The 12,425-nt window shown below is 61.1% G+C and carries 11 protein-coding genes; 4 read left to right on the forward strand and 7 right to left on the reverse strand.

All coding sequences use genetic code 11. The annotated features are described in order from the left end of the window. Positions 1 to 5: 5 nt before the first annotated feature. The 3 genes from F8N21_RS13400 to pssA all read right to left on the reverse strand — a co-directional run bounded on the left by F8N21_RS13400 (position 6) and on the right by pssA (position 4,571). Entirely contained in the window at positions 6 to 1,664 is a 1,659-nt protein-coding gene (locus tag F8N21_RS13400) for an AMP-binding protein (RefSeq protein WP_150642596.1), read from the reverse strand. A gap of 375 nt (positions 1,665 to 2,039) precedes the next feature. Next, positions 2,040 to 3,056, reverse strand: coding sequence for an AraC family transcriptional regulator (locus F8N21_RS13405; protein ID WP_150642597.1), 1,017 nt, complete (start codon positions 3,054 to 3,056; stop codon positions 2,040 to 2,042). Positions 3,057 to 3,227: 171 nt separating this feature from the next. Further along, complete coding sequence (gene pssA / locus F8N21_RS13410; protein WP_150642598.1) at positions 3,228 to 4,571, reverse strand: CDP-diacylglycerol--serine O-phosphatidyltransferase; 1,344 nt, start codon at positions 4,569 to 4,571, stop codon at positions 3,228 to 3,230. Between the two features lie 295 nt (positions 4,572 to 4,866). Between pssA and F8N21_RS13415 the strand changes: the two genes are divergently transcribed. The 3 genes from F8N21_RS13415 to F8N21_RS13425 all read left to right on the forward strand — a co-directional run bounded on the left by F8N21_RS13415 (position 4,867) and on the right by F8N21_RS13425 (position 7,491). Beyond that, positions 4,867 to 5,430, forward strand: coding sequence for a TetR/AcrR family transcriptional regulator (locus tag F8N21_RS13415; RefSeq protein ID WP_150642599.1), 564 nt, complete (start codon positions 4,867 to 4,869; stop codon positions 5,428 to 5,430). Between the two features lie 55 nt (positions 5,431 to 5,485). Further along, the gene (locus F8N21_RS13420; RefSeq protein ID WP_150642600.1) at positions 5,486 to 5,965 is read left to right on the forward strand and encodes a DUF1348 family protein; all 480 of its coding nucleotides are present in this window, start codon (positions 5,486 to 5,488) and stop codon (positions 5,963 to 5,965) included. A gap of 746 nt (positions 5,966 to 6,711) precedes the next feature. Continuing rightward, positions 6,712 to 7,491 (forward strand): TSUP family transporter, encoded by a 780-nt coding sequence (locus F8N21_RS13425; RefSeq protein WP_150642601.1) that lies wholly within the window; start codon positions 6,712 to 6,714, stop codon positions 7,489 to 7,491. Here the strand turns inward: F8N21_RS13425 and nudC are convergent. Together nudC and F8N21_RS13435 are read right to left on the reverse strand one after the other, a co-directional pair. Next, a complete protein-coding gene (gene nudC, locus F8N21_RS13430) occupies positions 7,459 to 8,289 on the reverse strand; it encodes an NAD(+) diphosphatase (protein ID WP_150642602.1) in 831 nt (276 codons plus the stop codon). The genes F8N21_RS13425 and nudC overlap by 33 nt on opposite strands. A 6-nt stretch (positions 8,290 to 8,295) precedes the next feature. Beyond that, complete coding sequence (locus F8N21_RS13435) at positions 8,296 to 9,108, reverse strand: crotonase/enoyl-CoA hydratase family protein (protein WP_150642603.1); 813 nt, start codon at positions 9,106 to 9,108, stop codon at positions 8,296 to 8,298. A gap of 301 nt (positions 9,109 to 9,409) precedes the next feature. On the opposite strand from F8N21_RS13435, the gene F8N21_RS13440 reads away from it, so the two are divergent. After that, on the forward strand, positions 9,410 to 10,192 hold the full coding sequence (locus tag F8N21_RS13440) for an anti-sigma factor family protein (protein ID WP_150642604.1): 783 nt from the start codon (positions 9,410 to 9,412) through the stop codon (positions 10,190 to 10,192). Between the two features lie 117 nt (positions 10,193 to 10,309). Here F8N21_RS13440 and F8N21_RS13445 read toward each other — a convergent pair whose 3' ends face one another. Both F8N21_RS13445 and F8N21_RS13450 read right to left on the reverse strand, forming a co-directional pair. Then, a complete protein-coding gene (locus F8N21_RS13445; protein ID WP_150642605.1) occupies positions 10,310 to 11,611 on the reverse strand; it encodes an ATP-binding protein in 1,302 nt (433 codons plus the stop codon). Positions 11,612 to 11,615: 4 nt separating this feature from the next. Then, positions 11,616 to 12,317, reverse strand: a complete 702-nt coding sequence (locus tag F8N21_RS13450) for a response regulator transcription factor (RefSeq protein WP_150642606.1) — start codon at positions 12,315 to 12,317, stop codon at positions 11,616 to 11,618. Positions 12,318 to 12,425 lie beyond the last annotated feature (108 nt).

A 12,425-nucleotide genomic window follows, 5' to 3' on the forward strand; every position in this document is an offset into this window, starting at 1 on the left:
TCGGTTCAAACCTTGTGAGCCGCGGCCTCTTGAGCCTTGGCGATTTCCTGGTTGCGCAAGATAAAGCGCTGCAACTTGCCGCTTGGGGTTTTCGGCAACTCGCTGACAAATTCGATTTCACGGGGGTACGAGTGCGCCGCCAGGCGCTTGCGCACATGCTGGCGCAGTTCTTCGGCCAGCTCCGGCGAAGCACGGTATTGCGCGCTGAGCACGACGAAGGCTTTGACCAGTTCGGTGCGCTCCGGATCCGGCTTGCCGACCACCGCCGCTTCAACCACTGCCGGGTGTTCGATCAGCGCGCTTTCCACGTCGAACGGGCCAACCCGATAGCCTGAAGTGGTGATCACGTCATCACTGCGGCCGACGAAACTGATGCTGCCGTCCGGGTTCAGCTCCACGGTGTCGCCGCTGAGGTAGTAATTGCCGACGAAGGCTTTGGTTGCAGCGCCTTCGTAGCCGGCGAACCAGCACATCGGTGACTGGGCGCGGTCGATGGCCAGAATCCCCGGATGCCCGACCGGCAATTCCTCGAAGTTCTCATCGAGCACCACGATCCGGTGTCCCGGTGAGGCGAACCCGGCCGAACCGACATGTACCGGGTGCTCCAGCGCGTGGTGGTTGCACAGCACCATGCCCAGTTCGGTCTGGCCGTAATGGTCATGGATGACCACGCCGAGGTTGTCGGCGAACCAGCGGATCACTTCCGGGTTCAGCGGCTCGCCGGCGCTGCTGACGATCCGCAGCTTGCCCTTGATCGAGCGGGCGAACTCGTCACCGCCGGCGATCAGCAAGCGATAGGCGGTCGGCGAACCGGTCAGGTTGGTGATGCCGTACTTGTTGATCACCCGGCAGGTGCTTTCCAGGGTGAACGGGCCATCGTAGAAAGTGATCGGATGGCCCATGGCCAAGGGGCCGGTGACGCCGAAATAGATGCCATAAGCCCAACCCGGATCGGCGACGTTCCAGAACGCGTCTTCCGGGCGCAGGTCCACTGCGTCGCGGGTGTAGCTCTGGAACGCCACGATTGCCTTGAGCGGTACCGACAGGGCCTTGGAGGGGCCCGTGGTGCCCGAGGTGAACATCAGCAGGAAAGGATCTTCGCCGCTGAGCAGCACCGGCTCACAGTCCGCCGAATAATTGGCCTGTTCGGCCCAGAAACTGAAATCGCCGCGCACGATGCCCAGGCCCTTGGGGCCGCCGACTGTGACGATGGTCGGGCAGTCGGGCACTTCGCTGAGCTTGGAACGGTTGCCGGCATCGGTCACCACCACGGCGGCACCGGAGCTGCTCAGTCGATGCTCGATGGCCTTGGGGCCGAAAGCGGTAAACAGCGGCTGATAGACCGCACCGATGCGCCAGGTGGCGAGGACGGTGATCAGCAATTCGACATTGCGCGGCAACAGGCCGGCGACCTTGTCGCCCTTCCTGACGCCCTGGGCCAGCAGGAAGTTGGCGAAGCGCGCGGCCTTGTCCTGCAACTCGCTGAAGGTATAGGTCGCACTGGCGCCGTCGCGGCCTTCCCAGAACAACGCAATACGCCCGGGCAAGGCGTGCCGGTCGCAGCACTCGACACAGGCATTGAGCCCCGCCAGTGTGCCCTTGAGGGCTTCATCGACAGTTTTTTGGTAATCGAATTGTGCAGTGGCAGCCAGGTAATCGCGCATCGCCATAATCCCTCATTATTCTATTTGGACGGGAACCACATAAAAATCAGGGAAATACTCACCCCGCAGGGGGTGCAGGGCAATGGTCAAAGCTATCAAGTTGTTTGACTGGTTTGGCCAAGGATCAGGGATCTGTTGCCTGTGCCGGCGCTATCGCGAGCAAGCTCGCCTACGGGGCTTTACGCTCGATCGAGATATTCGGGTGTGCCCGGTTGGCGTAGGAGCTGGGTAGGAGCTGTGTAGGAGCTGTGTAGGAGCTGTGTAGGAGCTGTCGAGTGAAACGAGGCTGCAATCTTTTGATCCTGGCGTCCATTCAGACAACGAGTTGTCTGTGGGAAAGATCAAAAGATCGCAGCCTTCGGCAGCTCCTACCCGCTACCCCGCCTCATTCAGGATCAAACTCCGATAATGCCCGGGATTGGACCCCGACCATTTGCGAAACGCCTTGTAGAACGAACTGGCATCGGCAAACCCCAGCCGCGTGGCGATCTCGGCGAAGCTGATCTGCGGCTCGGCCAGCCAGAGAACCGCCAGTTCCTTGCGCACGCTGTCTTTGAGCCCTTGGTAGGTCTGACCCTCTTCGGCCAGACGGCGGCGCAAGGTCGAGGCCGACATGCACAGGCTTTGCGCCAGGCTCTCGGTTTCCGGCCAGCCTTCGGCGGGCAACTGGCGCAGATCGTGTTTGATCCGGCTGGCCAGGCTTTCGGGATCGCGATACTTGACCAGGATATTGGCCGGCGCATGGGCCAGAAACCGCTTGAGCTCTTCACGGCTGCGCTTGATCGGCAGCTCGAGGCAATCGGCGGCAAAAATCATCCGGGTTCGCGGTCGATCGAAGCGCAGGTTCTGGGAAAACATGACCTTATAGTCGTCGCAAAAATCCGGTTCCGGGCAACGCAGCTCAACGGCCAGGATCGGAATCCGCCGCCCGGCCAGCCAGCAGGCGACGCCGTGGACGATCATCCAATAGGTGAAATAGGTGAACGCCCGGCGTGGCTCCTGCTCGTCCTCCAGCAGGACGATTTCCGCCAGGCTTTGCTGCTGAACCAGCTGCGCCGGCATCCGCTCGAGCATCAGCGACAAAAAACCCAGACCCGACTCCAGTCCCGCGGCCAGGGTCAATTGCGCCATCGACGAGCGACAGAGAAACTCCAGGCTGCCGGATTTGAGCTTGCGTGGATCCATGCCGAAGAATTCATCATCCATGCGCCGGGCCAGCAGGCGCCATAGACGTGCATAGTCGGTGGCCGGGACCCGCGCCAGCGGTTGATCGAGCAGCGCCGGATCCATGCCGACCTTGTTCAGTACTTCATCCGTCGCAGGGCCAGGCGCACAGCTCTGCAGCAGCGCTTCGCGTACGAGCTGGATGGAGATGGTGTCTTTTTCCGACATCGACGATTGCACTGCCCTGCGCAAATGAATGGGGCGCTCATCTTAACGTGTAGGAGCTGGCGCAGCCTGCGATCTTTTGGCGATTTTGGGGATTGCCCAAGATCAAGGTCAAGGTCAAGGTCAAGGTCAAAAGATCGCAGCCTGCGGCAGCTCCTACAGAGACGCCAGGCCTTACAGAATGCGATAGAGCAAGCGCTCGATGCGCAACCGGCGGACCCGGCGCAAGAACTTGCCGACCGCCGCCGGGTACTCCACCAGGGTTTCCAGCTGCTGATACTGCTCGATGCGGCGAGTGTTGCGGAAAATCTCCAGCAGCTCAGCCTCCCGAGGTTCCTTCAATTGGTTTTTCGGGTCATCGATCAGCAAGCCGTTTTCCAGGTCCAGGCGAAACGCTCGCGGATTCAGGTTGTTGCCGGTCAGCAAGGTGTAACGCTGATCGACCCACAGGCCCTTGAGGTGATAGGTATTGTCGCCATCGCGCCACAGGTGCAGGTTCAGCTTGCCGTTGTCGATCATCCGCTGATGGCGCTTGGCGAAGCGTCGCAGGCTGATTTCATACAGGTACGGCAGCGCGGCAATGACCTTGAACGGTTCGCTCGGCGGAATGTAGAAGTCATTGGCGGTCTTGTCGCCGACCACGATATCGACTTTCACCCCGCGGGCCAGCGCCCGGTTGATTTCCCGGGTCACGGCCAGCGGCAGGTTGAAATACGGCGTGCAGATCGTCAATTGTCCCTGGGCGCTGGCAATCAACTCGCAGATCACCCGGCTCAATGGATTGTTCTTGCCGACCCCCAGCAGCGGGCTCACCGACAACCCCTCCTTGCTCAGGCTGCCGCAGGTGGTGTCGTAGGCCGCGTACTTCAGGCGACTGCGCAGATCACCGATGTCGTTGCGCAGGCTGCGGGTAGTCGGCAGGTTCGGCAGATCGAGGCGGTGCACGGCTCTGGAGCCGATCAGCCCGTGCTCGATCAGGTGCTGCATGGAGTCGGCCAGGGCGCTGTTGCGCAGCACGTGATAGCGATCGAAACGGTACTTGTCGAACTTGTGCAGATAGACGTTGTTCAGGCTGGCGCCGCTGTAGATCACGCAGTCATCGATCACGAAGCCTTTGAGGTGCAACACGCCGAACAACTCGCGAGTCTGCACCGGCACCCCGTACACCGGCACTTCACTGGCGTGGGTGCGGGTTTGCTCTTGATACCAGGCCGAATTGCCCGGCTGCTTGCCGGCACCGATCAATCCGCGCTGGGCCCGCAACCAGTCGACCACCACCACTACATCCAGTTCGGGCCGGGCGGCCTTGGCGGCGTGCAAGGCATCGAAAATTTCCTGGCCGGCTTCATCCTGTTGCAGGTAAAGCGCGACGATATAGATGCGCTGCGTCGCCTGGGCGATTTTCTCCAGCAGGCAACGGCGGAATTCGGCGGCACCGGACAAGATGGTGACGGCATCGGCGGTCAGCGGAAAACTGCGTAGTTTAGGCAGCAGGGAGCGTTTGAAAAGCGACGGCATAGGGCTCGCAAAAGGTCGAATCCGAAGAGCGGATGAGCTTACACCATGCGTACGCCCGGGTCTTCTGGTGAGCGGAAGATCAAAAGATTAAAAGATTAAAAGATTAAAAGATTAAAAGATTAAAAGATTAAAAGATCGCAGCCTGCGGCAGCTCCTACGCCGATCGTGTACACCCGCAATAACTGGATGAACATCGATCCCGTAGGAGCTGCCGCAGGCTGCGATCTTTTGCGGCCAGAAAGAACAACAAAATATCCACTTGACCAAGGAGAACGAACGTTCTACTGTTAACCACATGAACGATATCAACAGCAACGAAACCCGCGACATCATCCTGGATGTCACCGAAAAGCTGATCTATAAAAGTGGCATCGCGGCCACCGGCATGGATCTGCTGGTGAAAACCGCCGGCGTCTCCAGAAAGAGCATCTACCGCTACTTTGCCAACAAGGACGAGCTGACCGTGGCCGCCTTGCAGCGCCGTGATGAACGCTGGATGCACTGGTTGCGCGGCGAAGTCGGCAAGGCCCCCACTCCAGAGGCGCGCCTGCTGAACCTGTTCAGCGTGCTCAAGGACTGGTTCGCCAGTGAAGGCTTTCGCGGCTGCGCCTTTATCAACACCAGCGGCGAAACCGGCGACCCGCAACACCCGGTACGACGGGTGGCCAGGGAACATAAACAGAAACTGCTCGACTACCTCGCCGAGCTCTGCAAAGAACATGGCGCGCAGGATCCGCAGGCGCAGGCTTTACAGCTGCTGATCCTGATCGACGGCGCCATTACCGTTGCTCTTGTCATGGGCGATCAGAGTGCCGCCGATAATGCGCAATGCATGGCGCGAAAGTTATTGGACCTTTGATTGATTTAAACAAGACAACAACTGTTTGAACGTTAACTTTCTGTGGAGACTTGAAATGTCATCTAACGCCGAAGTTCGTCCGCCACTTCCGCCCTTCACCCGCGAGTCGGCCATCGAGAAAATTCGCCTGGCCGAAGACGGCTGGAACTCCCGCGACCCGCAACGGGTGTCCCTGGCCTACACCCTGGACACTCAATGGCGTAACCGCGCCGAGTTTGCCAGCAACCGCGAAGAAGCCAAGGGCTTCCTGACCCGCAAGTGGGCCAAGGAGCTCGACTACCGGCTGATCAAGGAACTCTGGGCCTTTACCGATAACCGCATCGCTGTGCGTTACGCCTACGAATGGCACGACGATTCCGGCAACTGGTACCGCTCCTACGGCAATGAAAACTGGGAATTCGACGAACAGGGGCTGATGTCCAACCGTTACGCCTGCATCAACGACATGCCGATCAAGGAAAGCGAGCGCAAGTTCCACTGGCCCCTGGGCCGGCGCCCGGATGAGCATCCGGGACTGTCTGATCTGGGAATGTAACAGCTGGTATCAGTAGGAGCTGCCGCAGGCTGCGATCTTTTCCGGCTCACCGCCGATCTCAGGAAAGATCAAAAGATCGCAGGCTGCGCCAGCTCCTACGCCGACCGCATGCACCTGCACTATCGTGGGTGACCGCCATTCCCCGTGTAGGAGCTGCCGCAGGCTGCGATCTTTTGATCCTGGCGATGGTGGTGTCCGCCGAAAAGACCGGGGGCACCTGCAACCCCGTGGCCGTCCTGATGCAATCAAGCCAGCGCTTCCACCCGGCCAACAGTGGGTGCCGGTGTGGCATCCGCCGGTGGGAGCTGACCGTCGTAGCAGCTGCCGAGCCTGCGAGGCTGCGTTCGACTGCGAAGCAGGCGTGAAATCAGGCAATGGGTTCTTTCAAGTAAACCGCGTACGCAGGCATTGCGAGGACTGCGGTCGAGCGCGAGCCCGGCTCGAAACGCAGCCTCGCAGGCTCTTTCAGGTAAACCGCGAGCACAGGATTTGCGAGGACTGCGTCCTCGAACGCAGCCTCGCAGGCTCGGCAGCTGCTACGGGCGTAGTTCTTCACCGTATTTCAAAGTTGTGTAGATACCTATGCCCCCTGGGGAGAGGGTTGGGTGAGGGATGATTCCTGAGCCTGGCGAACATTGGGGCTCGCCCCGCAAATGCTCTGCAACAGTCGCCGCAAGTAAAACATAGGGGTAATATACCGGCCTTTCGCGCAGCCTCTTCTGCGCCCCGCCGAATAAGTCGATCCCATGCCTCTGGAACTCAGCGTAGACCTCGCGACCCTCGCCATTCTTGTCCTTGTTGCCTTTATTGCCGGTTTTATCGATGCCATTGCCGGCGGTGGTGGCCTGCTGACCACCCCGGCCCTGCTCACCGCCGGTTTGCCACCGCATCTGGTGCTCGGCACCAACAAACTCAGCGCCAGCTTCGGCTCGGCCATCGCCAGTTTCACCTTCTACCGGCGCAAGCTGTTTCACCCGCGCCAGTGGCTGCACGCGATAGTCGGGACCCTGGTGGGCGCATTGACCGGCGCGGTGGTGGCGCATTACCTGCCGGCCGACTGGCTGAACAAGATGCTGCCGGTGATCGTCTTCGCCTGTGGGGTCTACCTGTTGTTTGGCGGCACGCCAAAAGCGCCGCTGGACAGCGACGCGCCAATCAAGAAGAAGTGGCAGTCGAGCCAGGGCTTCACCCTGGGTTTCTATGACGGAGTGGCCGGCCCCGGCACCGGTGCGTTCTGGACCGTAAGCAGCCTGCTGATGTACCCCATCGATCTGGTCAAGGCCAGCGGCGTGGCCCGCAGCATGAACTTCGTCAGCAACATCGCGGCGCTGTCGGTGTTCATTTTTTCCGGTCAGGTGGACTGGATCATCGGCCTGAGCATGGGCCTGTCGGTGATGGTCGGCGCATTCTTCGGCGCGCGCACCGCCATCAGCGGTGGCGCGAAGTTCATTCGCCCGGTGTTCATCACCGTAGTCCTGGGCTTGACCGTGCGCCTAGCCTGGCAACACTGGTTCAGCCTGGCCTAGGCGCCGCGCCACATAGATGTCGATCAGGTAGCGGGCAATCGAGCGCGATGCCGGCAACGGCGGCAGCGCATGGATGTTGAACCACTGCGCATCCTCGATCTCGTCCTCCTGGGGGACGATCTCGCCGCCGGCGTACTCGGCATGGAACCCGAGCATCATCGAGTGCGGGAACGGCCAGCACTGGCTGCCCAGGTACTGGATGTTCCTGACCTCGATCTGTACCTCTTCGCGCACCTCTCGAATCAGGCAATCCTCGGCCGACTCGCCAGGCTCGGCGAAGCCGGCCAGAGTGCTGTAGACCCCGGGGACAAAACGCGGCGAGCGTGCCAGCAACACTTCATCGCCGCGGGTAATCAGCACAATCATGCTCGGCGATATTCGTGGGTAATGCCGCAGATCGCAGGGTTCGCAGTACATCGCGCGCTCCCGGGGAATCTGCTGCATGGCCTGGCCGCAGTTGCCGCAGAAGCGATGTTCACGGGCCCAGGTGCCGATCTGCGCGGCGTAACCCAGCACTTTGTAGACCGTATGATCACCCTCGAGCATAAACGCCCGCAGACCTTGCCAGCGACAACCCGACACCTCGGATGAGCTGTTGAGTTCCAGCAGGTAAACCGGCTCGCCATCCAGATGGCCGATCCCATGCTCAGCCAGGATCGACAGGTCCTGGCGCTTGAGCCATTCCCGCGGGAACAGCGCGCCGTTGTCATCGAACAGAAAACCGTCGCGGCTGCGCGCCACAGCCCAGCCGCCGGCAATGTCGGTATCCAGTACTGCAGTGGTCCAGCGTGAAGTCATTTTTTATCAATCCAGAAATTCGGGGTTCTGCTTGCTCATCTGCGCGGCCATGGCCACCCGCAAATCGGTGGATTGCAGCATGGCGGCGTTCCAGGTAGCAATGTATTCCAGGCCGTCGTTAATGCTGTGATCGCGCATGTAACTGATCATCTCTTTGGTTCCGGCAATCGCAATCGGCGATTTGCCGGCAATTTCCCAGGCGATGCTCATCACGCCGTCGAGCAGGCTGGCCGCATCCGGGTAGGTGCGGTTGACCAGGCCAATGCTACGCGCTTCTGCGGCTCCCAGGGTACGCCCGGTGTAAGCCAGTTCACGCAGCATGCCGTCGCCGATAATCCGTGGCAACCGTTGCAGGGTGCCGACGTCGGCAGCCATGCCCATGTCGATTTCCTTGATCGAGAATTGCGCATCTTCGCTGGCATAACGCATGTCACAGGCGGCAATCAGATCGATAGCCCCGCCCAGACAGTAGCCCTGGATCGCGGCAAGCACCGGTTTGCGGCAGTTGTCGACAGCATTGAAGGACGCTTGCAGTTGCAGGATCTTGCGCCGCAACAGGCGCGCGTTGCGGCCGACGTCCTTACCCAGTTCATTGGCCACCGAGGCCAGCATCATCAGATCGATACCGGAAGAGAAATGTTTGCCGGCCCCACTGAGCACCACTACCCGGACTTCATCGGTGTCGTCGATCCACTGGAAGATCTCGATGATTTCGCTCCAGAACACCGCGTTCATCGAATTGATTTTTTCCGGACGGTTGATCTGCACATGGGCGATGTTGTCCGTCAGTTCGACGTGGAAGGCTTGGTAGTCGGACATGCAGTGATCCTTTACTGATCTTTAATGAAGGCAGAACTATAACAAGGCATTGTGACTGGCCGTAAGCCAGTGCATTGGCCAAAAGCGGGACTGACTGATCCGTAGCAGCTGCCGAAGGCTGCGTTCGGACCGGGGTCGCGCTCGACCGAAGCGGTCGTAGTTCGGCTATTGCGCTCAGCCTGGAAAAACGCGGTGTATGATTTTACGACCGCTGCGCGCTCGAACGCAGCCTTCGGCAGCTGCTACGGGGTGATGCGCTGATTCTGCACTCAGTGCCCAGCCCCTCCACAGGAGAACGGCGATGACCGATCAACCCTCGCGACCCGGGCCCTCGGATGAAGAGTTGGTGGCCTACCTCGATGGCCAATTGAGCAGCGAGGAGCGCCTGCGGATCGATTCCGCACTGGCCAATGACGAAAGCCTGGAACAGCGGCTTGAGTGGCTGTCCAGCAGCGACATGCCGTACCAGAGCGCCTATGCGGACTCGCACGATCAGGTGCCCCGGAACCGACTGGCGACGAAGCTCACGGAGCCGGCTCCCGCTGCCAGCGCGCCATGGACCCGCCGCCGTTTCATCGGGACGGCGGCAGGTTTTCTGCTCGCCGGGATCGCCGCGGATCGGCTATACCTCGGCTGGCAGACCTCATCCCCCAAGGTTGCGACCCACTGGCGTAATCAGGTGGCCGACTCCATGGCCCTCTACACCCCGCAAACCCTGGAGCACCTGCCCGCCGACGAAGCCTCGCAGCGGGCGCAGCTGCAGACCATCGGCCAGCGCCTGGGCCTGACGCTGGAACCGGCGCAGCTGAAGCTCCCGAGGCCGGCACTCAAACGCGCACAACTGCTCGAACACAATGGCGTGCCGATTGCCCAGATAATCTATCTGGACCCCCTTCATGGGCCGCTGGCGCTGTGCATCACCCGCTCGACCGTAGGCAACCGCGAGCCGGCGCAGGAGCAACGGCGCGCAATGAATATCGTCTACTGGTCGGACATGGCCTACGCCTACATGCTGATCGGGCGTAACCCGCCGTTGGAGATGGAGGCCATGGCGCAGTTGGTTAGAAGCAGGTTGAGTGTTTGAGCTCAGGCTTGAATCTCCAGGTAACCCGAAAAGATCGCAGCCTATCGGCAGCTCCTGCACCGACCGCGGAGTGAACGCAAATCCGTAGGAGCTGCCGCAGGCTGCGATCTTTTGGGTTCACCCCGCCATCGGCAACCACAACCTGAACCGCGCCCCACCCAGCGGTGAAGCTTCTACCGTCAACGTTCCGCCTTGGGCTTCCAGCGCCCGGCGGCTGATCGCCAGGCCGAGGCCGAAACCGCCGGTGGCGCGGTCGCGGCTGCGGTCGAGGCGGTAGAAGGGTTCGAAGATCCGTTCCCGTTCGTCGTCGGGAATGCCGATGCCGTCGTCCTCGACCCAGATCTCACAGCCTTTCGAGCACACATGGACGCCGACCTGGATGCGCTTTTCGCAGTAGCGCATGGCATTGCGCAGCAGGTTCTGGATGGCGCGGGCGGTCAGCCGTGGATCAAGGACAAAGCGCTCGTACAGGCCATGCAGCAAGACATCGATGACGATGTGGGGGGATTGCAGCTCTTCGTCGACGCTACCCAGAATGCTGTCGATAAACTCATCGAGGGACACCTGCACCTGCTCCGGCACCCGTGCCGGGTTTTGCAGGCGGCTGTAGGACAGCAGTTCCAGCACCAGCTCATCCAGTTCGCGAATGTGCGCGACCAATCCCTGCAGGCGTTCGCGACTGGCCGTCGGCAAGTCGTCGGACAGCGCCAGCGCCAGGCCGAAGTCGAGCCGGGTCAGCGGCGTGCGCAATTCGTGGGACACCGCGTTGAGCAGGTCGCGCTGCTGGTTGAGCAGGTTTTCGATGTCGGCAGCCATGGTGTCGAAGACATGGGCCAGGCTGCCGATGTTGGAGCTTGGGGAAATCTGCGTGCGCTCGCTCAACTGGCCCTTGCCGAAGCGCTCGGCAGTGCCTTTCAAGCGCTCCAGATCGCGCCAGTGCGGGCGCAGCCAAATCAGCAGGCAGGCCAGCAACGCTGCGCCGATCAGCACGTTGATGCTCCAGTAGAGCAAGCTGACGTCCGCCGGATCCGGCGGAACAATCAGCTTGACCGCCAGCTGTTCATCCAGCGGCGCCACGGCGAGCGTGCGCCAGGCCCAGTCGCCCATGCGGATGACCTTCTCGCCACGCAGCAGGCGTTCGGTTTCATAGGCGCTGAAGCCTGGGTCGTCATTGCGTACCAGGACCACCTGCAGCGGCCGGAACTCCAGATCCAGTTCCGCCGCCAGGGCTGGCCATTGCGCGGCGGGCACCCCGTGAAACTGTTTGACGATCAGGTTCTGCAGGCCGCGGGACTGGTCGAGGTTGTAGTTCACAAAACGCTCGTGAAAGACCTTGATCACCAGGTCGGGTATCAGATAGATCGCCGCACTGAAGGTGACGATGGTGATCAGGTACAGCCGGATGAGGATTCGCAGCATCGGCTCAGCATTCCCACTCGGAACGACTGAACAGGTAGCCCCGGCCCCACACCGTCTTGATCTTGCGGGCTTCACCGGCGTGGTCGTCGAACTTGCGCCGCAGCTTGGAGATGGCCACGTCCACCGAGCGGTCGGTGCCGTTGAACTCGATGCCGCGCAGGCGTTGCAGAATCTGGTCGCGGCTCAGCACTTCGCCGGCGTGGCGGGCCAGCACCACCAGCAGGTTGTATTCCCCACTGGACAACTCCACCGGTCGTGCGCGCCAGGTCACGCTGCGTTCCGACAGGTCGATGCACAGGTTGCCGATGAGGATCCGGTCGCTGGCGGTTTGCGGTTCATTCAGACTGCTGCGGCGCAGCAAGGTGCGCACTCGCGCCAGCAATACCCGCGGCTCGCAGGGTTTGGTGACGTAGTCGTCGGCGCCCATTTCCAGGCCCAGGACTTGATCGTGACTGTCGTCACGGGCGGTGAGCATCAGGATCGGCAGGCTCGCCGAGTCGGCCCGCAGCAAGCGGCAGACTTGCAGGCCATCGAGGCCCGGCAGCATCAGGTCGAGGATCACCAGATCCGGCGGGTTCGAGCGGGCACGTTCGCGCACCTGGTCGCCCCGGTTGAGCACGCTGACGTGATAGCCGTTGCGTTCGAGGTAGCTGGCGATCAGTTCGCAAAGCGCGGAGTCGTCTTCGACCAGGAGGATGTTGGGCATGGATTGATGTCTGTTCACTTAAAAAAGGCTAAGGGCAACGCTTACTCGTAGCAGCTGGCGAAGCCTGCGTTCGGCCGCGTAGCGGTCGTAAAATCTGCAATCGCGTTT

The sequence above is a fragment of the Pseudomonas fluorescens genome (genome assembly GCF_902497895.1).
Lineage (GTDB): Bacteria > Pseudomonadota > Gammaproteobacteria > Pseudomonadales > Pseudomonadaceae > Aquipseudomonas > Aquipseudomonas fluorescens_BP.